This is a genomic window from Bradyrhizobium jicamae (genome assembly GCF_018130695.1).
Classification (GTDB): domain Bacteria; phylum Pseudomonadota; class Alphaproteobacteria; order Rhizobiales; family Xanthobacteraceae; genus Bradyrhizobium; species Bradyrhizobium jicamae_B.
Map to the genome: position 1 here is coordinate 1 of NZ_JAFCJX010000040.1, position 17,744 is coordinate 17,744.

The 17,744-nt window shown below is 65.0% G+C and carries 20 protein-coding genes and 1 riboswitch; of the genes, 9 read left to right on the forward strand and 11 right to left on the reverse strand.

Features of this window, described 5'->3' with window-relative positions:
• Positions 1-104: 104 nt before the first annotated feature.
• From ychF to JQ604_RS37110, 4 genes are all read right to left on the reverse strand, one after another.
• A complete protein-coding gene (gene ychF / locus JQ604_RS37095) occupies positions 105-1,202 on the reverse strand; it encodes a redox-regulated ATPase YchF (RefSeq protein ID WP_212365696.1) in 1,098 nt (365 codons plus the stop codon).
• A 55-nt stretch (positions 1,203-1,257) separates the two neighbouring features.
• Positions 1,258-1,851: an aminoacyl-tRNA hydrolase gene (gene pth, locus JQ604_RS37100; protein ID WP_212365697.1), complete on the reverse strand. Its 594-nt coding sequence runs from the start codon at positions 1,849-1,851 to the stop codon at positions 1,258-1,260.
• 58 nt (positions 1,852-1,909) lie between these two features.
• Complete coding sequence (locus JQ604_RS37105; protein ID WP_212365698.1) at positions 1,910-2,629, reverse strand: 50S ribosomal protein L25/general stress protein Ctc; 720 nt, start codon at positions 2,627-2,629, stop codon at positions 1,910-1,912.
• 184 nt (positions 2,630-2,813) lie between these two features.
• Complete coding sequence (locus JQ604_RS37110; RefSeq protein ID WP_212365699.1) at positions 2,814-3,074, reverse strand: accessory factor UbiK family protein; 261 nt, start codon at positions 3,072-3,074, stop codon at positions 2,814-2,816.
• A 184-nt stretch (positions 3,075-3,258) separates the two neighbouring features.
• Between JQ604_RS37110 and JQ604_RS37115 the strand changes: the two genes are divergently transcribed.
• From JQ604_RS37115 to JQ604_RS37145, 7 genes are all read left to right on the forward strand, one after another.
• Positions 3,259-3,990, forward strand: coding sequence for a dienelactone hydrolase family protein (locus tag JQ604_RS37115; RefSeq protein WP_212365700.1), 732 nt, complete (start codon positions 3,259-3,261; stop codon positions 3,988-3,990).
• A 16-nt stretch (positions 3,991-4,006) separates the two neighbouring features.
• Entirely contained in the window at positions 4,007-4,867 is an 861-nt protein-coding gene (lgt, locus tag JQ604_RS37120; protein WP_212365770.1) for a prolipoprotein diacylglyceryl transferase, read from the forward strand.
• Positions 4,868-4,869: 2 nt separating this feature from the next.
• Positions 4,870-5,988 carry a class I SAM-dependent methyltransferase gene (locus JQ604_RS37125; protein ID WP_212365701.1) on the forward strand — a complete coding sequence of 373 codons (1,119 nt, stop codon included), beginning with the start codon at positions 4,870-4,872 and terminating at the stop codon, positions 5,986-5,988.
• A gap of 3 nt (positions 5,989-5,991) precedes the next feature.
• The gene (gene pgeF / locus JQ604_RS37130; protein ID WP_212365702.1) at positions 5,992-6,759 is read left to right on the forward strand and encodes a peptidoglycan editing factor PgeF; all 768 of its coding nucleotides are present in this window, start codon (positions 5,992-5,994) and stop codon (positions 6,757-6,759) included.
• Positions 6,760-6,832: 73 nt separating this feature from the next.
• Positions 6,833-7,765 (forward strand): MerR family transcriptional regulator, encoded by a 933-nt coding sequence (locus JQ604_RS37135; protein ID WP_212365703.1) that lies wholly within the window; start codon positions 6,833-6,835, stop codon positions 7,763-7,765.
• Between the two features lie 100 nt (positions 7,766-7,865).
• Positions 7,866-8,480 carry a hypothetical protein gene (locus JQ604_RS37140; protein WP_212365704.1) on the forward strand — a complete coding sequence of 205 codons (615 nt, stop codon included), beginning with the start codon at positions 7,866-7,868 and terminating at the stop codon, positions 8,478-8,480.
• Positions 8,481-8,648: 168 nt separating this feature from the next.
• Positions 8,649-9,602: a ribose-phosphate pyrophosphokinase gene (locus JQ604_RS37145; RefSeq protein WP_212365705.1), complete on the forward strand. Its 954-nt coding sequence runs from the start codon at positions 8,649-8,651 to the stop codon at positions 9,600-9,602.
• A 129-nt stretch (positions 9,603-9,731) separates the two neighbouring features.
• On the opposite strand, the gene JQ604_RS37150 is transcribed toward JQ604_RS37145, so the two are convergent.
• The 3 genes from JQ604_RS37150 to JQ604_RS37160 all read right to left on the reverse strand — a co-directional run bounded on the left by JQ604_RS37150 (position 9,732) and on the right by JQ604_RS37160 (position 12,648).
• Positions 9,732-10,538, reverse strand: coding sequence for an SDR family NAD(P)-dependent oxidoreductase (locus JQ604_RS37150; RefSeq protein WP_212365706.1), 807 nt, complete (start codon positions 10,536-10,538; stop codon positions 9,732-9,734).
• Positions 10,539-10,750: 212 nt separating this feature from the next.
• Complete coding sequence (locus JQ604_RS37155) at positions 10,751-11,842, reverse strand: serine hydrolase domain-containing protein (protein ID WP_212365707.1); 1,092 nt, start codon at positions 11,840-11,842, stop codon at positions 10,751-10,753.
• A gap of 239 nt (positions 11,843-12,081) precedes the next feature.
• On the reverse strand, positions 12,082-12,648 hold the full coding sequence (locus tag JQ604_RS37160; protein ID WP_212365708.1) for a 6,7-dimethyl-8-ribityllumazine synthase: 567 nt from the start codon (positions 12,646-12,648) through the stop codon (positions 12,082-12,084).
• 78 nt (positions 12,649-12,726) lie between these two features.
• Positions 12,727-12,878: riboswitch (FMN riboswitch) on the reverse strand.
• Between the two features lie 415 nt (positions 12,879-13,293).
• On the opposite strand from JQ604_RS37160, the gene JQ604_RS37165 reads away from it, so the two are divergent.
• On the forward strand, positions 13,294-13,794 hold the full coding sequence (locus JQ604_RS37165) for a YbjN domain-containing protein (RefSeq protein WP_212365709.1): 501 nt from the start codon (positions 13,294-13,296) through the stop codon (positions 13,792-13,794).
• A 241-nt stretch (positions 13,795-14,035) separates the two neighbouring features.
• Positions 14,036-14,800 carry a pyrroline-5-carboxylate reductase gene (proC, locus tag JQ604_RS37170; protein WP_249159222.1) on the forward strand — a complete coding sequence of 255 codons (765 nt, stop codon included), beginning with the start codon at positions 14,036-14,038 and terminating at the stop codon, positions 14,798-14,800.
• Positions 14,801-14,911: 111 nt separating this feature from the next.
• On the opposite strand, the gene JQ604_RS37175 is transcribed toward proC, so the two are convergent.
• The 4 genes from JQ604_RS37175 to JQ604_RS37190 form a co-directional block, all read right to left on the reverse strand.
• Positions 14,912-15,304, reverse strand: a complete 393-nt coding sequence (locus JQ604_RS37175) for a thioesterase family protein (RefSeq protein WP_212365711.1) — start codon at positions 15,302-15,304, stop codon at positions 14,912-14,914.
• Between the two features lie 12 nt (positions 15,305-15,316).
• Positions 15,317-15,517 carry a tautomerase family protein gene (locus JQ604_RS37180; protein ID WP_212365712.1) on the reverse strand — a complete coding sequence of 67 codons (201 nt, stop codon included), beginning with the start codon at positions 15,515-15,517 and terminating at the stop codon, positions 15,317-15,319.
• 118 nt (positions 15,518-15,635) lie between these two features.
• Complete coding sequence (gene hisS / locus JQ604_RS37185; RefSeq protein WP_212365713.1) at positions 15,636-17,135, reverse strand: histidine--tRNA ligase; 1,500 nt, start codon at positions 17,133-17,135, stop codon at positions 15,636-15,638.
• Positions 17,136-17,185: 50 nt separating this feature from the next.
• Positions 17,186-17,713: a YegJ family protein gene (locus tag JQ604_RS37190; RefSeq protein WP_212365714.1), complete on the reverse strand. Its 528-nt coding sequence runs from the start codon at positions 17,711-17,713 to the stop codon at positions 17,186-17,188.
• Positions 17,714-17,744: the final 31 nt, after the last annotated feature.

Consider the following 17,744-nt stretch of genomic DNA (forward strand, 5'->3'; position numbering starts at 1 on the left):
GCTCTCTCCCGCGAATCATCACTCAACTCACGGAATCAGCGATCAAATTCCTCCGCAAGATGTGTGAATTGGACAGCGCAAGCGGGAGAGGGGGAAGAAAGAGATCAGTTATTGAACCTGAAATGCATCACGTCGCCGTCGGCGACGACGTATTCCTTGCCTTCGAGCCGGAGCTTGCCGGCATCGCGCGCGCCGGCTTCGCCGTTGCCGGCGATGTAATCGTCATAGGCAATGGTCTCGGCGCGGATAAAACCCTTTTCGAAATCGGTGTGGATCACGCCGGCGGCGCCGGGGGCCTTGGTGCCGCGGTCGATGGTCCAGGCACGGGCTTCCTTCGGGCCGACGGTGAAATAGGTGATGAGATGGAGCAGCTCGTAGCCGGCGCGGATCAGGCGGTCGAGACCGGCCTCTTCGAGGCCGAGCGTCTCCAGGAAGTCGACGCGCTCCTCGCGCGACAGCGTTGCGATCTCGGATTCGATCTTGGCTGATATCACCACCGCGACCGCGCCTTCCTTCTTCGCGTGCTCGAACACGGCCTTGGAGAAATTGTTGCCGTCCTTGGCCGAGCCTTCCTCAACGTTGCAGACATAGAGCACCGGCTTTGAGGTCAGGAGGCCGAGCATGCGGAACGCGCGTTCCTCTTCCGGCTTGCGCTCCAGCGCACGCGCCGGCTTGCCGTCGCGCAGCAGCACCAGCGCGCGGTTGACGAGGTCAAGCTGTTCCTTGGCGTCCTTGTCGTTGCCCTTGGCCTTCTTGGAGAGATTGTCGACGCGCTTCTCGAGGCTGTCGAGGTCGGCGAGCATCAGCTCGGTCTCGATGGTCTCGATATCCGCGAGCGGCGCGATCTTGCCCTCGACATGGGTGATGTCGGAATCCTCGAAGCAGCGCACCACATGCGCGACCGCATCAACCTCACGGATGGTCGCGAGGAACTGGTTGCCGAGGCCTTCGCCCTTCGACGCACCGCGGACCAGGCCTGCGATATCGACGAAGGTCAGCCGGGTCGGAATGATCTGCGCCGACTTGGCGATCGCCGACAGTCTGTCGAGCCTGGGATCGGGCACCGCGACTTCGCCGACATTCGGCTCGATGGTGCAGAACGGATAGTTCGCCGCCTGCGCGGCGGCGGTTTCGGTCAGCGCATTGAACAGCGTCGACTTGCCGACGTTAGGCAGTCCGACGATTCCGCATTTGAATCCCATGGTCCGTTCCGATCTCTCGCGCTCACCGCGCGTGATTGAGTCCTACTTCGCGCCATCAGTCCTTGGCGTCGAAAAATCCCTTGGCCTGCATCGCCAGATGCACCTTGTTGGCGAAGGAAGCATCCTGCCCCGCCGCCAGCAGCGCGGCATTGTCGGCGACGACCTCGCAGAGCGCCACCACCCAGGCACGGTCGCTCTTGGCGAAGTCCGACAGCACGTGGCTGTGCACCAGCTCCTTGACGCCGGGATGACCGATGCCGAGCCGCACCCGGCGATACTCGTTGCCGATATGTGCGGAGATCGATCGCAGGCCGTTATGGCCGGCAATGCCGCCACCGACCTTGACGCGCACTTTCGCCGGCGGCAGTTCGAGCTCGTCCTGGAACACGGTGACGTCGCCGGCTGCGATCTTGAAGAAGTTCGCCGCCTCCTGCACCGCGCGCCCGGAGTCGTTCATGTAGGTGGTCGGCTTCAGCAGCACGACCTTGTCGCGGCCAAGCACGCCTTCGGAGGTCTCGCCCTGAAAGCGACGGCGCCATGGTGCGAAACCATGACGCCGCTGGATCTCGTCGACCGCCAGGAAACCGATATTGTGCCGGTTGGCGGCGTATTTCGCTCCGGGATTACCGAGACCAACAAAGAGGCGCATGGCACGGTGTCCCGTGTCAGCGCGCGACCGGAGTGAGATCGCGCGCCGACATGATCACTTACTTCTTCTTGTCGCCGCCGGCAGGCGCCTTGGCGGCGGCCGGAGCCGCAGCACCTGCAGCCGGAGCCGCCGCGGCCGGAGCCGCAGCACCCGCAGCCGGAGCCGCGGTCGCACCGGCAGCTGCCGCAGCCGCGGCCTTCTGCTCTTCGGCGTAACCGGACGGCGGCACGATGGTGACGAGGGTCGCGTCCTCACGGGTCAGCGACTTCACGCCCGCGGGCAGCTTGATGTCGGCGAGATGCAGCGAGTGGCTGATCTCGAGGCTGCCGACGTCGGCTTCGATATATTGCGGGATGTTGTCGACCTTGCACTCGAGCTCGAGCGCGTGGGTGACGATGTTGACGGTGCCGCCGCGCTTGATGCCGGGAGCGCCTTCCGCGTTGACGACGTGCAAGGGCACGCTGACGCGGATGGTCGCGCCTTCGCCGAGCCGCAGGAAGTCGACATGGAGCGGGAAGTCCTTCACCGGATCGAGGTGATAGTCGCGCGGAATCACGCGGTGCTTCTTGCCCTCGAGCTCGATGTCGAACAGGGTGGTGAGGAACCGGCCGGCCAGGATGCGCTGACGCAGGTCACGGTCATCGACCGAGATGGTCACGGGGGGCTGGTTGTTGCCGTAGATCACTCCGGGAACTCTCCCGGCGCGACGCTCTGCCCGGGCGGCCCCCTTGCCGCTCTGCGGACGCGAGGTCGCCTTCAATTCCTTGACGGTCGCCATAGCGTTAAGTCCTTGTATTTAAAAAGTTAAAGGCCGCAATGCGGCCCATGCTCAGGTCCACAGCAAGCCTCCAGGGGTGCGGGGGCCGCGGACGTGGCGGGCTTTTAGCCCCAAAGGGGCGAAATGACAAGGAAATGAAGGGGATTTTTCCGCCCGAAAGAGCACGGAATCGTGGGCCGGCGGATTATCCCGCCGAGCCGCCGAGCTTGGCTTCCAGCGCCGCGATTCGCGCCTTCAACGCCTCGTTCTCCTCGCGGGCGAGGCGCGCCATGTCCTTGACCGCGTCGAACTCCTCCCGCTTGACCACGTCGAGGTCGCGCAGGATGCGTTCGGCCTGGTTGCGCATGACCTGATCGACCTCGCGCTTGACGCCCTGGGCGGCGCCGGCGGCATCGTTCATCAGACGGCCGATCTCGTCGAAAAACCGGTTGTTGGTCTGGGTCATTGCTCAAAACTCTCCGCGTTCGCTGCGTCCGTCGTAGCAGACAATGGCGATCCCCGCAGCGCGGTTCAAGGCCGCGCCGCATGGCCGACCGCTCCGCCGGTTGCCTTGTCACGGTCCCGTTTCCTTGCAATCGTATTGAACACACAACGAAAAATCGCAAAATCCAACGCGAGCGGAAGCGCCCATGATCGAGCACACTGTCGACATCGAGACCAAGGACGGCAAGACCACCACCTTCATCACCCATCCCGAGCGCGGCGGCCCCTTCCCGGTCATCATCTTCTACATGGATGCGCCGGCGATCCGCGAAGAGCTGCGCGACATGGCCCGCCGGCTCGGCACCTCCGGCTACTATGTGATGCTGCCCAATATGTACTACCGCTCCGGCGAGATGGAGCTCGGCCCGATCAATCCGGATCCGGAATCGCCGGAACGCAAGAAGATGTTCGCGCTGATGAACTCGCTGAACATCCCGCTGGTCATGGACGACACCAGGGGCCTGCTCGCCTATGCCGAGACCCAGAAGGCGGCGAACACCAAAATCATCGGCACCGTCGGCTATTGCATGAGCGGCCGCTATGCGGTGAACGCCGCCACGCATTTCGGCGATCGCGTCAAGGCCGCCGCCTCGGTCTACGGCACCCATCTGGCGACCGATCAATCCGACAGCCCGCATCTGGCCGCAAACAAGACCAAGGCCGAACTTTATTTCGCCTGCGCCGAGACCGATATCTACGCGCCACAGGAAATCATCGAGAAGGTGAAGCAGGGCATGAAGGGATCGCGCAACGAGGTCGAGATCTATCCCGGCACGCATCACGGCTTCGCCTTCCCCAAGCGCCCGGTCTACGACCGCGACGCTGCCGAGCGGCACTGGGAGCGCCTGCTTGCGCTATACAGGCGCAACCTCATTTGATTCGCTTCCTTGCATGATGCCGTTCCTGCTGATCAACTTCCCCGTCTTCAATCCCATTGCGCTGTCGCTCGGCCCGATCGCGATCCGCTGGTATGCGCTCGCCTATATCGGCGGCATCGTGATCGGCTGGGTCTATGCGCGCTCGCTGGTCAGGAAGGAGCGGCTGTGGGGCGGGCCGGCGCCGATCACGCTGCCGCAACTCGACGACTTCATCCTCTGGGTGACGCTCGGCATCATCCTCGGCGGCCGCACCGGCTACGTGCTGTTCTACAATCTGCCGTTCTTCATCCAGCACCCGGCCGAGATCTTCCAGCTGTGGAACGGCGGCATGTCGTTCCATGGCGGCTTCATGGGCTGCGTCATCGCGGTGATGTGGTTTGCGCGGCGGAACGGCATCTCGATCCTGTCGCTCGGCGACATCACCACCGCAGTCGGCCCGATCGGGCTGTTCCTCGGCCGCCTCGCCAACTTCATCAACAGCGAGTTGTGGGGCCGCACCGCCGATCCCAGCCTGCCCTGGGCGATGATCTTCCCCAATGGCGGCCCGCTGCCGCGGCACCCGAGCCAGCTCTATGAAGCCGGCCTCGAAGGCATCGTGCTGTTTGCGATCCTGGCGGTCATGATCCGGATGGGCGCGCTGAAGCGGCCCGGCCTGATCCTCGGCAGCTTCATCGCGATCTACGGCCTCGCCCGGATCACCAGCGAGCTGTTCCGGGAGCCCGACCCGCAGCTCGGATTCCTGTGGGGCGGATTAACCATGGGGATGCTGCTGTCAGTGCCAATGATCATCGTCGGCGCTATGATCATCACGGCTGCGGTCCGTCGCGGGGCGACCGGATCGGCGCCGGGCCCAATTTCCAATTCCGTTCAGGGATAGCCGTGACCGAACCCACTCCGCTGCTCGGAGAAATCAGAAAGCTGATCAAGTCGGCCGGGCCGATGCCAGTCTGGCGCTACATGGAATTGTGCCTGATGCATCCCGACCACGGCTATTATCTGTCGCGCGATCCGCTCGGGCGCGAGGGCGATTTCACCACTGCGCCCGAAGTCAGCCAGATGTTCGGCGAACTGCTCGGGCTGTGGAGCGCCTCGATCTGGCGTGCGATCGGCTCGCCGCCGGAGTTGCGGCTGATCGAGCTCGGGCCCGGCCGCGGCACCATGATGGCGGACGCGCTGCGCGCGCTGCGCGTGCTGCCGCCGCTCTACCAGGCGATCAGCGTTCATCTCGTCGAAGTCAATCCGGTGCTGCGCGAAAAGCAGCGCGCGACGCTGTCGGGCGTGCGCAACATCAGCTGGCACGACACGATCGACGACGTGCCGGAAGGCCCGGCCGTCATCCTCGCCAATGAATATTTCGACGTGCTGCCGATCCACCAGATGGTCCGCAAGGAGACCGGCTGGCACGAGCGCACCGTCGGGATGGATGCCAACGGCAATCTCTACTTCGCCGCCGCGCCCGATCCGACGCCGCGCTTCGACGTGCTGCTGCCGCCTTTGGTACGCGCCGCCCCGCTCGGCGCTGTGTTCGAGTGGCGGCCCGACAATGAGATCATGAAGATCGCCTCGCGCGTCCGCGACCAGGACGGCGCGGCGCTGCTGATCGACTACGGCCATCTGCGCAGCGATGCCGGCGATACGTTTCAGGCGATCGCACGGCACAGCTTCGCCGATCCCCTGAAGACCCCGGGGCAGGCCGACGTCACCGCGCATGTCGACTTCCAGGCGCTCTCGCGCGCGGCGGAAGATGTGGGCGCGCGCGTCCATGGTCCGGTGACGCAGGGCGATTTCCTCAAGCGCCTCGGCGTCGAAGCCCGCGCGGCCGGATTGATGGCCAAGGCGACGCCGGAAGTCTCCGCCGACATCGCCGGCGCGCTGAAGCGGCTGACCGACTCCGGACGCGGCGGCATGGGCTCGATGTTCAAGGCGATGGCGGTCTCCGAGCCGCGCATCACCGCGATCGCCGGCCTCAGCGACAAGCCTGACGACGACGAGGAATAGCGAATGACCGTGGGATCCCCGCTGCTGTCGGCCGTGCCTGGCCTGCGCCATGCCTTCTTCTCCCGCGAGGGCGGCGTCTCCGAGGGCATCTATGGCAGCCTCAATGGCGGGATCGGCTCCAATGACGATCCGGCCAAGGTGATCGAGAACCGGCGGCGGATGGCCGAGCAACTCGGCGTCACCATCGATCACTTCCTCAGCGTGCATCAGGTGCACTCGCCCGACGTCGTGGTCGCAACCGGTCCGTGGAACGGCCAGCCGCGGCCGAAGGCGGACGCGCTCGTCACCAACATCGAGGGACTGGCGCTCGGCGTCACCACCGCCGACTGCGGCCCGATCCTGTTCGTCGACCCCAGCGCGCGCGTGATCGGCGCAGCCCATGCCGGCTGGAAGGGCGCGCTGACGGGCATCTTGGAATCCACCATCGCTGCGATGGAAAAGCTCGGCGCCGACAGAGGCGGCATCGTCGCCGCAATCGGTCCGCTGATCCGGCAGGAGTCCTACGAAGTCGGCCGTGAGTTCGTCGAACGCTTCATCGACGCCGATGCCGAGAACGGGAAATTCTTCCTGCCCGGCGAGCGCGAGGGCCACGCGATGTTCGACCTCGCCGGCTTCATCCGGATGCGGCTGGAGAACGCCGGCGTGCTGATGATCGACGATCTCGGCATCGACACCTACGCCGACGAGCGCTTCTACAGCTACCGCCGCTCGGTCCATCGCAAGGAAGCCGACTATGGACGGCTGGTCCACGCGATCGCGCTGGAAGGCTAGGTCTCAGCCTCCGATCATCATTATGCCCAGTTGGTCTTGACTCTCCACCTGCTGGAGGCCGGACAACGCGGACATGACACAACGCACCTACAGTATCGGCGAGGCGGCGCGGATCAGCGGAATCACCGTCCGCAAGCTGCGCTTCTACTCGGACCAGGGCTTGCTGCCGCCAGCCGGCCGCACCGCGAGCGGCTATCGCGTCTTCACCGACGCCGAGCTCATTCGGCTCGACCTGATCCGTTGCCTGCGCGATGCCGGTCTCGGCCTCGAGAGCATCCGCGAAGTCCTGTCCCAGGAGCTCTCGCTGACCGAAGCGCTCAAGCTTCGCCTCGAGGCGCTGGAAGCCGAGATCGCGGCGCAGCGCCGCGTCGCCTCGACCCTGCGGGCTGCGTTGCGTTCACCGCAACTCACCGAAGCAGATTTGAGGAGATTCTGGACCATGACGCAGCTGTCCCGCACCGAACGCCGCAACGTCGTCGAACGCTTTTTCGAGAAAGTGTCCGACGGCATCAACATCGATCAGAAATGGATCCGCCAGATGATCGAGACCAGCGTGCCCGAACTACCCGACGATCCCTCGCCGGAGCAGTGCGACGCCTGGATCGAGCTGTCGACCATCCTGGGCGATCCCTCCTTCGTCGCCAGCATGCGCGCCAATGCCAGCGATGTCTGGGATCGTGGCGTGCTCGATCCCTCGACATGGCAGAAGGCGAGCGAGCCGATGCTGGCAAGGGCGAAAGAGGCGATCGCGTACGACGTTCAGCCGACCTCGGACACCGGCAAGGCGCTCGCGCGCGAATGGCTGGAGACATCGGCCCGGCTGCTCGGACGCGAGCCCAATCTGGATTTCCGCAACTGGCTGCGCGCCAAGTATGCGCTGCATGATGGGCGCGCGGCGCGGTACTGGGAACTCGTCGCCATCATGCGCGGCCAGTCGCCGAACAGCAGTCCAAACCGTGAATGGGCCTGGATCACCGCGGCGATGCAGCATCATCTCGCTGACTGAACAGGGCTTTTCGGCCCTGTGGACCGGTCCTGTGATTCGTTAAGCCCTGTGTTCTCCCTGCCCTAGACGTTAAGCGGTTTTAACGATATCGCAGGGCCTAATGAGGGAAGCGTCAACAGGCCGGTCTCAAACCGGGACAATCGTGCAGGCCGCGATCGCCGCGGCGTTGCTTGCGATTACCTGTGCGCTCGGCGGTTGCGCCGGTGGCGGTGCGACCGCGGATTCCTACGCGATGGCCGCCAGCACCGGCAGCGGACCCACGATCGCGTTCGAATCGATCGATGGCCCGCCGCCACCAGTGTTCGACCGCATGGTCGGTGTGCTCGACAGCGAATCCAAGCTGCGCAGCCTGTCGGTCGTCTCGCGCGAGGGCGGCGCGGCCTATCGCGTGCGCAGCTATCTGTCGGCGCAGGTGGTGCGCGGCCGCACCGTGATCTCCTGGGTCTGGGACGTCTACGACAGCAATCAGCAGCGCGCGCTGCGCCTGTCCGGTGAGGAACCCGCCGGCAAGGCCGGACGCGACGCCTGGGCTGCCGCCGACGACCTGATCCTGCGCAAGATCGCGCAAGCCGGTTTTGCCGGCCTCTCCGGCATGATCAATGGCGGCCCTGCGGGTGCACCCGCGCCTGCCCCGAGCCTCCGCGGACCTGCCGTCGCGAGCGGCCCGGCGGTCACCACGCCCGAGACCGTGGCGCTCGGTTATTCCGCCAACTAACCCCCGCGGTATCCCGGATATGGCCGTTTTTTGACCGGGAAAACCGCCTCCGTGGGTTGCCAGCCGAGGCGGCTGCCTGATATTCCCTCGCCCATCAAAAACCCGTTGGTTTTGTAGGGACTTGAGATGCTCAACGTCGTATCCAGCAAAGCGCGGGAGGAAATTTCGATGTCGGCCAAGAACGGATCAATCAAGCTCGTCGCCGGCAACTCCAATCCTGTGCTGGCACAGGGGATCGCCAGGGAGCTCGGCATCGAGCTGACCAAGGCCGTGGTTCGGCGCTTCGCCGACATGGAAATCTTCGTCGAGATCCAGGAGAACGTCCGCGGTTCGGACATGTACATCGTGCAGTCGACGTCGTTTCCGGCGAACGACAATCTGATGGAGCTCTTGATCATCACCGACGCGCTGCGCCGCTCCTCGGCGCGTCGCATCACGGCTGTGATCCCCTATTTCGGCTATGCCAGGCAGGATCGCCGTTCCGGCTCGCGAACGCCGATCTCGGCCAAGCTGGTCGCCAATCTGATCACCCATGCCGGCGTCGACCGCGTCATGACGCTCGATTTGCATGCCGGTCAGATCCAGGGCTTCTTCGATATCCCGACCGACAACCTCTACGCAGCGCCGCTGATGGTGCGCGACATCAAGGACCGGTTCGACCTCTCCAGGACGATGGTGATCTCGCCCGACGTCGGCGGCGTGGCGCGCGCCCGCGGCCTCGCCAAGCGCATCAACACCCCGCTCGCCATCGTCGACAAGCGCCGCGAGCGTCCCGGTGAGTCCGAGGTGATGAACGTGATCGGCGACGTCTCCGGCTACAACTGCATCCTGGTCGACGACATCGTCGACTCCGGCGGCACGCTGGTGAACGCGGCCGAGGCGCTGATCAAGCACGGCGCCAGGGAAGTCTCGGCCTACATCACCCACGGCGTGCTGTCGGGCGGCGCCGCCGCGCGCATCGCCTCGTCGCAGTTGAAGGAGCTTGTCATCACCGACTCGATCCTGCCGACCGAAGCCGTCAACAAGGCGCCGAACATCCGCACCATCTCGATCGCCGGCCTGATCGCCGAAGCGATCGGCCGCACCGCTGCGGAAGAGTCGGTGTCGAGCCTGTTCGATTGATCTTGTAGGGTGGGCAAAGGCGCTCTTGCGCCGTGCCCACCATTCCCGGCGTGCTCGTGATGGTGGGCACGTCGCTGCGCTCCTTTGCCCACCCTACCCATCAACGCCCCATCAAAAGCGCCTGTGCCTCTAGAACCCCGGCCGCGGCACGTGGCTCATCAGCGTGCGCGCATAGCCGCCGTCGACGATGATCTCCTCGCCGTTGACATAGGATGAGCGGTCGCTCGCCAGGAACAGGATCGCATCCGCCATGTCCTGCGGCGCGCCGATCCGGCGCATCGGCACCACGGCGGTGCGCCGCTCGGTGACCCCCGGCGTATCGTAGAACGCCTGGCTCATCGGCGTGATCACGAGGCCCGGGCTCACGACATTGCTGCGGATCCCTGTCGGCCCCCATTCGGCGGCGAGCTGTTGCGACAGCATCACGACGCCGGCCTTGCTGACGCTGTAGGCGCCGCTCTGTCCTTGCGCGTTGCTGGCGGCGATCGAGGCAATATGGACGATGCTGCCGCGGCGCGCTTTACGCATCTGCGCGCCAAAGGCCTGCGCGCAGATGAAGTAGCCGGTGAGATTGACCGCCAGCACCGCGTTCCACTCCGCCAGCGACAGCGTGTCGAGCCCACCCGGACGCAGCACCGCGGCGGTGTTGACGAGGATGCCGCACGGCCCGAGCGCGTTCTCGATCTTCGCGGCCGCCGCGGCAACGCTCTCGACACTGGTCGTGTCGCATGTCGCGACGAGATGCCCGTCGCCGAGTTCGCGAAGCTTTTCGCGCGTACCTTCGAGGCCGCGCTCGTCGCGATCGATCGCGGCGACTTTGGCGCCGGCCTGCGCAAAGCCGAGCGCGGTGGCGCGGCCGATGCCGCCGCCTCCGCCGGTGACGACAGCGACGAGGCCGGACAGGCCGAGCCAGTCGGAATTGCCTTCCTTGGTCATGTGATCACTCTTGTCCGGTGATTGATGCCGGACAGCTTAGAGCATGATCCGGAAAAGTGCGAAGCGGTTTTCCCTCGCGACAAACGCGGAACGCGTTTGCGCGGAGATCATGCTCAAACAAAGAGCTGAAGCGCGATGACGTTTCAACCTAATCTCATCGCGCTTTAGCCGAACGCGACGACAGACCAAGGACGAACTTCCCTTACCGTCCCTCAAACAAGACTCGGCAGCACGATCTCGCCGACCACGACGCGCATCACGCCGAACTGCTCGGCTGTCGGCTTCCGGTAATTGCCGCAGTGAAGCGCCAAGACAAGGTCGCGGGCGGGAAACGCCAGCAAATATTGGCCGCCCCAGCCGATACAGCCGAACCAATGCAAGCTCTCCCGTCCCGGGGGAGCGTAGTCGCCGACGTACCAGTGACAGCCGTAGCTGCGGCCATTGCCGATCGGGACCACCGGCGTGGTCACGCGCGTCACCCAGTCGGCGGGAACGACCGGCGTTCCGTTCCAGACGCCGCCCGCGAGCATGAGCTGGCCGATCTTCACGAGGTCGCGCGGCAACAGGCGCGCGCCTGAGGCGGCGCGTGGCTCGCCGTCCTTGCCGATTGCCCAGTGGGATGGACCGAAGCCGAGCGGATCGAACAGGACACGGCGGCAATAGTCCGGCAGCGCTTCGCCGGTCCCCTTCGCGATCAGACGGCCGAGCAGCGCGGTGGCACCGCCGCAGTAGGTCCAATTCACACCGGGTTCGCCGACGATCGGCCGTTCCAGGATGAAGCGGTAGCGCTCGGCGGCCGCCTCCATTGCCGTTTCGCCGTTGCGCGGATCACCATAGGGAATCGTGACCTCATCCCATTCGAGGCCGAGCGTCATCGACAGCAGGTGATGGATGGTAATCCGGTCGCGGCCCGGCTGGCGCGCGAGATCGGGATACTCCGGAAATTGCTCATAGAGCCTGGCCTCGAGCGGCGGCACCTTGCCGGCTGCGAGCGCAACGCCATAGGCGAGCGCGACCACGCTCTTGGAGATGGAGCGCAGATCATGCAGCACATCGGGGCCGAACACGACCTCACCCAGCGACCGGCCCAATTGCTCGTCCTGGCCCCGCACATAATGCTCGAACACGAGCTTGCCGCCCTGGCTCAGCAGCAGCGCGTGCAGGCCGAACACTTTCCCGGCGCGCTCGGCCTCCGCGAGGCGCTCCGCAATGCTTGCGAATGCGTCAGCCGCAAAAACGGAGCGCGGCGCGGCAAGCACGGCGCCGAGGACGGCCAGCAAGCAACGACGATCGAGGTGAGGCATCGGCACGTCTCCTCTTCACCGTCCATACTAGCGCACGATGGGTTTTGGTTGAATCGGCATGACCGCGACTTCGATCGACCTCTCCCCAGCGGGGAGAGGTCGGATTGCGAAGCAATCCGGGCGAGGGTTCTTGCTCTCTCGATAGACCGTAACCCCTCACCCGGCGCTGCGCGCCGACCTCTCCCAAAGGAGAGGTGAACTTCCGACGCGGCCCCAGCTCAACCCAATCTGATCGCGCTTTAGCCCGCAATTCCCGCAGCGACCTGGCCGCGCAGCCGCTCCAGGCTGAGCAGCGTGTTGGCGCAGGCCTCCGCGACCTCGACGCCCTTGATGGCGAAGTGGCGGCGGAAGAAATCGTAATGCACCTCGGTCTCGTGGAATTGCTGCGGCGTCAGCACCGCGGAGAACACCGGCACCTCGGTGCGCAGCTGCACATCCATCAGCGCCTTGATCACGGTGTCGGCGACGAACTCGTGGCGATAGATGCCGCCGTCGACGACGAGGCCTGCGGCGACGATCGCGGTGTAGCGCCGCGTCTTCGCCAGGATCTGCGCATGCAGCGGGATTTCAAAGGAGCCGGGCACCTCGAACACGTCGACATTGGTGATGTGACGCGCCTCGATCTCCCTCAGAAACGCGATGCGGCATTCTTCCACCACGTCGCGATGCCAGGACGATTGCACGAAGGCAACGCGCTGCGGTTTTGCAAACCGCGGATGATCGACCGCCGGCGGATGCTCCGGCGTCTTGGCGACATTTTCGGTTTGGGAGGTCTGGACGTCTGGGTCTTGCAACATCTGATTCATGGCTTTCCTCTTTCAGGACCAGAATCAGGGCACACGGACAACGACATTGGCCCGCGCGAAAATCGCGAGGGCCGCCGCAACCGTTCTCTTTCATCCGGACTGTAACCGTCGGCTTCGGAGTTGCACCGAATCTGCTGACCCTTCCTCACTCCTTGAGGAAGGCGCTCGCGGGCTTGGGCTGTGACACCCTTACCGCCGGTGGGGATTTTCGCCCCGCCCTGAGAACATCGGCCGCCCGGCTGGACGACCTGTTTACAAATATGACCAAACGGCGACAGCTGGGCAAGCCGCTTTGGCATCAGGAATCGTCATAAGGCCATGTGTACAAGGCGAATCTCGTACCATTTGCGCCATCTCGCCGCCGTCAAAAAGTTAACAAATCGTTACGCTGCCAAATCCGATTCCGATTTGTTCTCAAAATCATGGGGGCGGCGCGATGAACTGTGGACGGTGCCCGCTTTCCTTGTGGAACGACTCCGCGGTCGGTTGCGCAGATTCCGCAAATCACATCACTTCATCCCCGTCAGTTCACGGGCCGACCGGAAGGCCCACCTCAAGGACTGCACTCGGCTACGACGCAGCGTGTCGCGCGGGCCGATCCAATGTGCGTATCAACGAGATCATAAGAACAAGGGTCGAGACGGCATGTCCCTCCTCGAAGGCATAATCGATTCCCGGAATAATCCGCTCGCGGTGGTCGAAGACATCGCGGCGACGAACAATTGGGCGTTCGAGCGTTCCGGCGAAGACGAGGTGACGATCGTCTCCAAGGGCGACTGGACCGACTATCAGCTCTCCTTCACCTGGATGGGTGAGATCGAGGCGCTGCATCTGGCGTGCGCGTTCGACATGAAGATTCCGCAGGCGCGCAAGGCCGAGGTGCAGCGGCTGATCGCCGCCATCAACGAGCAGCTCTGGGTCGGCCATTACGATCTGTGGGCCCACACCGGCATGATCATGCATCGTCAGGCGCTGGTGCTGCCGGGCGGCATGACCGCCTCCACCGCACAATGCGAAGCCATGCTGGTCAACGCCATCCACGCCTGCGAGCGCTACTACCCGGCGTTCCAGTTCGTGGTCTGGGCCGGCAAGTCGGCCGCGGAGGCGATGAGCGCGGCGATGTTCGATACCGAGGGCGAGGCGTAAGTCATTTAACGCCAGCGCTACCACACCCTCGATGTCGTCCCGGCGAAGGCCGGGATCCATACGCCGTGACGTCAGAGGCTTAAGCAAACTGCTTGTGGGCCTAATCCCGCTTCACTAGAACCATTCGTGGTTATGGGTCCCGGCCTTCGCCGGGACGACAAGTGAGTTTGTGGAGGCGCCCGTGGACAGCAACACTTTAAAGAATTCCACCGGCACCATCGCGCTCGCGGGCGCGGGCAAGATGGGCGGCGCGATGCTGACGGGGTGGCTGGCGCAGGGACTTGCGCCCGATCGCGTCATCGTGATCGACCCGTACGCATCTGCCGAGATCAGCGCGCTCGCCGCCAAGGGCGTCCGCATCAATCCGTCACCTGCGGATATCGGCACCGTCGACACGCTGGTGGTTGCGGTGAAGCCGCAATCCTTTCGCGAGGCCGGCGCGGCGTTGAAAGCCTTCGTCGGCTCCGCGACGCTCGTCGTCTCGATCATGGCGGGCACGACGATCGCAGCGCTGGAAGACGTCTGCGGCGGAATGGTGGTGCGCGCGATGCCGAACACACCGGCTGCGATCGGCCGCGGCATCACCGTCGCGGTGCCCGCCAAGAGCGTCACCTCAGCGCAGCGCGCCACCACCGATGCGCTGCTCCGCGCCACCGGTCTGGTCGAATGGGTCGATGACGAAAGCCTGATGGACGCGGTGACCGCCGTCTCCGGCTCCGGCCCCGCCTACGTCTTCCTGCTCGCCGAAGAGCTCGCCCGCGCCGGCGTTGCGGCCGGCCTGCCCGAGCAGCTTGCAACGACGCTGGCGCGCGCCACCGTCGCCGGCTCCGGCGAATTGCTGCACCGCTCGGATTTGCCGTCGGCGACCTTGCGGCAGAACGTCACCTCACCCGGCGGCACCACGGCCGCCGCGCTCGAGGTGCTGATGGCGACGGAAGGACTACAGCCGCTGATGACGAAAGCGATCGCGGCTGCGACGAAGCGGTCGAAGGAGCTGGCGAAATAAGGCGGTGCCGTAGGGTGGGCAAAGCGTAGCGTGCCCACCTTCACGAGCACGCCGTGGATGGTGGGCACGTCGCTACGCGCCTTTGCCCACCCTACGGCATCGCGCCCGCGGCTACGCCCCCAGCCGCTTGTTGAAATGCTCGACATTGATCAGGCCGCGCGCATGGCGGCCTTCGCCGAGTTTTCGCGCGCCTTCGAACGCCTCGACCTCGAAGCGGATGACGCGGCGCTCGACCGCGATCACGCGTGAAATGGTCCGCACCGTGGCGCCGACCAGGCTTGCGGCGAGATGGCGGATGTCGACCTCGGTTCCGACGGTGACCCATCCCGGCAGCAGCGCGTCGCGGATGGCGTCGCCCGACGCCATCTCCATTTCCAGGATCATCATCGGCGTCGCGAACACCATCGGCATGCCCGGAACGAAATGTCCAACCGTCCGCTCCGGCGGCACCACGAGGATGCGCTCGGCGCTCATGCCAATGGTGATGGAGTCGCGCGCGTCCATGAGGCCGCCGGCTTATTTCTGCGCGGCCTTGCGCTCCACAAAAGTCTTGCCGCCCTTCATCTTGTGATGCAGCGGGGCCTCGTTGATCTGGATCACGACGGCCTCGGCGTCGACGCCGAGATTCGTCACCAGCGCCTTGGTGATGTCGCGCATCATGCCGGCCTTCTGCTCATCGGTGCGGCCGGCGGCCATGCTGATGGTGATCTCGGGCATCTTGGTCTCCTCGTTGTTTTTTCTTTCGTCACGGCCGGGCTTATCCCGGCCATTCACGATCGCCTCTATCAAACAAGACGTGGATGCCCGGGACAAGCCCGGGCATGACAGGGAATAGCTACCCCCAGCTCACGTCATGGCGGGCGAGCACCTCGCGGACCGCCTCGACCAGCCGGCTCGCATCGACCTCGTATTGAGCCTCGGCCTGCTTCTTCAAATACTCTTCGCGATCCTTGATCTCGGTCAGCCCCGCACCAAGGATCAGGTCCTTGATCTGGACTTTTCCGTTGGCCCGCTCATCCGAGCCCTGCACGATCGCGCAGGGCGCGTTGCGGCGGTCGGCATATTTCATCTGCTGGCCGATGCTGTGCTTGGGATTGCCGAGATAGAGCTCGGCCCGGATGCCCGCATTGCGCAGCGTCGCGACCATCTTCTGATAGTCGGCGATCTCGCCGCCGAACACCGTCACCACGACCGGACCGAATGCCGGCCTGGTGTCGAGCTTGCCCAGCATCGTGAGCGCCGCCTGCAGCCGTGACACACCGATCGAGAACCCGGTCGCCGGCACCGGCTCGCCGCGGAAGCGCGACACGAGGCCATCATAACGCCCGCCGCCGCCGACCGAGCCGAAGCGCACCGGACGCCCCTTCTCGTCCTTGGTCTCGAGCAGCAGCTCAACTTCGTAAACGGGGCCGGTGTAGTACTCGAGGCCGCGGACGACGGAGGGATCGATGCGCACGCGATCGCCGTAGCCGGACGCACCAACCAGCGCCGCGATTTCGTTCAGCTCGCTCGCGCCGGCCTTGCCAATGTCCGTGGTCGCAACATCCGTCAGCTTCGCAACGATCTCTTCGTTCGTGCCGGTCTCGGGGCCGGTCGACACCAGCACGCGCTCGATCGCGTCAGCTGCGAGATCAGCGCCCTTGGTGAAGTCGCCGCTCTCGTCCTTGCGGCCGGCGCCGAGCAGCGCGCGCACGCCCTCTCCACCGAGGCGGTCGAACTTGTCGACGGCGCGCAGAACGGTCAGCCGGCGACCGGCGTTCTCCTGGCCGCCGAGCCCGATGGATTCGAGTACCCCATCGAGCACCTTGCGATTGTTCACCTTCACGACGTACTGACCGCGCGCGATGCCGAGCGCCTCCATCGTATCCGCCGCCATCATGCAGATTTCGGCATCCGCCGCAGGCGTCGCCGATCCCACCGTGTCCGCATCGAACTGCATGAACTGGCGGAAGCGGCCGGGGCCGGGCTTCTCGTTGCGGAAGACGTAACCGAACCGATACGAGCGATACGGCTTCGGCAGCGCGTCGAAATTCTCCGCGACGTAGCGGGCGAGCGGCGCGGTCAGATCGTAGCGCAGCGAGATCCACTGCTCGTCGTCGTCCTGGAACGAGAACACGCCCTCGTTGGGGCGGTCCTGGTCCGGCAGGAACTTGCCGAGCGCGTCGGTGTACTCCATCGCCGGCGTCTCCACCGGCTCGAAGCCATACAATTCATAGACGGCGCGGATTGTCTCGACCATCTGGCGCGTCGCTGCGATCGCGGCGGGACCACGGTCCTCCAGCCCGCGCGGCAGGCGCGCCTTCAATTTCTGCGGTTTTTTGGGTTTCTCGGCCATGGCGGGGTGGTATCAGCCAAGCCGCGGTGGGGCAACCCGGCCGGTGCCTCTTACGGGCTCTCCAGCCGCGCCCGGAGCGCGTCGGCGTCGGCCTTGGGCATCCGTTTCAGCATCGGCTTGATGGTCTCGCCGCCGACGATCTTGTCGTTGCGCATGAACATCCAGTCCGAGATATCGGCATCGGCGAACGCGACCGCATCGCCGGCCTTCCGGCCGGGCAGGTCGCGCGGGGTGTTGGCGAACACGCCGGAATAGCGGCCGTTTGCGGTCTTCTTCACCTCGGCGATCCAGATGTGCTCGCCATTGTTGCCATGGGTCGGGAAGCGGACCTTGAGGGAGTGGCCGCTCTCGGTCGGCTTGGGCGCATCGTAGGAGGCCCAAAACGTCGGCAGGCTCGCGCGCGCCCGTCCGATCGCCGCGATCATCTCCGGATCGGTGTTGCGGACGTCGATCACGGGCGAACGGTCCTGCGCTTCGACCTCGGGCTTCGGGCCGATCGTCAGCAGGCCGAAGCCGCATGTCGCGGCGACGACGACGAGGAGCGCCCATTTCATGGGCTGGGTGAGCGTGATGGCCATGGTCGCGACGTGCCCCGAGGATTTTGATGTC

What these genes read in the sequence shown, in the direction of transcription:
- ychF (WP_212365696.1), bottom strand. Translation starts at nt 1,202, where the DNA reads ATGGGATTCAAATGCGGAATCGTCGGACTGCCTAACGTCGGCAAGTCG.
- pth (WP_212365697.1), bottom strand. Translation starts at nt 1,851, where the DNA reads ATGCGCCTCTTTGTTGGTCTCGGTAATCCCGGAGCGAAATACGCCGCC.
- JQ604_RS37105 (WP_212365698.1), bottom strand. Translation starts at nt 2,629, where the DNA reads ATGGCGACCGTCAAGGAATTGAAGGCGACCTCGCGTCCGCAGAGCGGC.
- JQ604_RS37110 (WP_212365699.1), bottom strand. Translation starts at nt 3,074, where the DNA reads ATGACCCAGACCAACAACCGGTTTTTCGACGAGATCGGCCGTCTGATG.
- JQ604_RS37115 (WP_212365700.1), top strand. Translation starts at nt 3,259, where the DNA reads ATGATCGAGCACACTGTCGACATCGAGACCAAGGACGGCAAGACCACC.
- lgt (WP_212365770.1), top strand. Translation starts at nt 4,007, where the DNA reads ATGCCGTTCCTGCTGATCAACTTCCCCGTCTTCAATCCCATTGCGCTG.
- pgeF (WP_212365702.1), top strand. Translation starts at nt 5,992, where the DNA reads ATGACCGTGGGATCCCCGCTGCTGTCGGCCGTGCCTGGCCTGCGCCAT.
- JQ604_RS37135 (WP_212365703.1), top strand. Translation starts at nt 6,833, where the DNA reads ATGACACAACGCACCTACAGTATCGGCGAGGCGGCGCGGATCAGCGGA.
- JQ604_RS37140 (WP_212365704.1), top strand. Translation starts at nt 7,866, where the DNA reads ATGAGGGAAGCGTCAACAGGCCGGTCTCAAACCGGGACAATCGTGCAG.
- JQ604_RS37145 (WP_212365705.1), top strand. Translation starts at nt 8,649, where the DNA reads ATGTCGGCCAAGAACGGATCAATCAAGCTCGTCGCCGGCAACTCCAAT.
- JQ604_RS37150 (WP_212365706.1), bottom strand. Translation starts at nt 10,538, where the DNA reads ATGACCAAGGAAGGCAATTCCGACTGGCTCGGCCTGTCCGGCCTCGTC.
- JQ604_RS37155 (WP_212365707.1), bottom strand. Translation starts at nt 11,842, where the DNA reads ATGCCTCACCTCGATCGTCGTTGCTTGCTGGCCGTCCTCGGCGCCGTG.
- JQ604_RS37160 (WP_212365708.1), bottom strand. Translation starts at nt 12,648, where the DNA reads ATGAATCAGATGTTGCAAGACCCAGACGTCCAGACCTCCCAAACCGAA.
- JQ604_RS37165 (WP_212365709.1), top strand. Translation starts at nt 13,294, where the DNA reads ATGTCCCTCCTCGAAGGCATAATCGATTCCCGGAATAATCCGCTCGCG.
- proC (WP_249159222.1), top strand. Translation starts at nt 14,036, where the DNA reads ATGGGCGGCGCGATGCTGACGGGGTGGCTGGCGCAGGGACTTGCGCCC.
- JQ604_RS37175 (WP_212365711.1), bottom strand. Translation starts at nt 15,304, where the DNA reads ATGGACGCGCGCGACTCCATCACCATTGGCATGAGCGCCGAGCGCATC.
- JQ604_RS37180 (WP_212365712.1), bottom strand. Translation starts at nt 15,517, where the DNA reads ATGCCCGAGATCACCATCAGCATGGCCGCCGGCCGCACCGATGAGCAG.
- hisS (WP_212365713.1), bottom strand. Translation starts at nt 17,135, where the DNA reads ATGGCCGAGAAACCCAAAAAACCGCAGAAATTGAAGGCGCGCCTGCCG.
- JQ604_RS37190 (WP_212365714.1), bottom strand. Translation starts at nt 17,713, where the DNA reads ATGGCCATCACGCTCACCCAGCCCATGAAATGGGCGCTCCTCGTCGTC.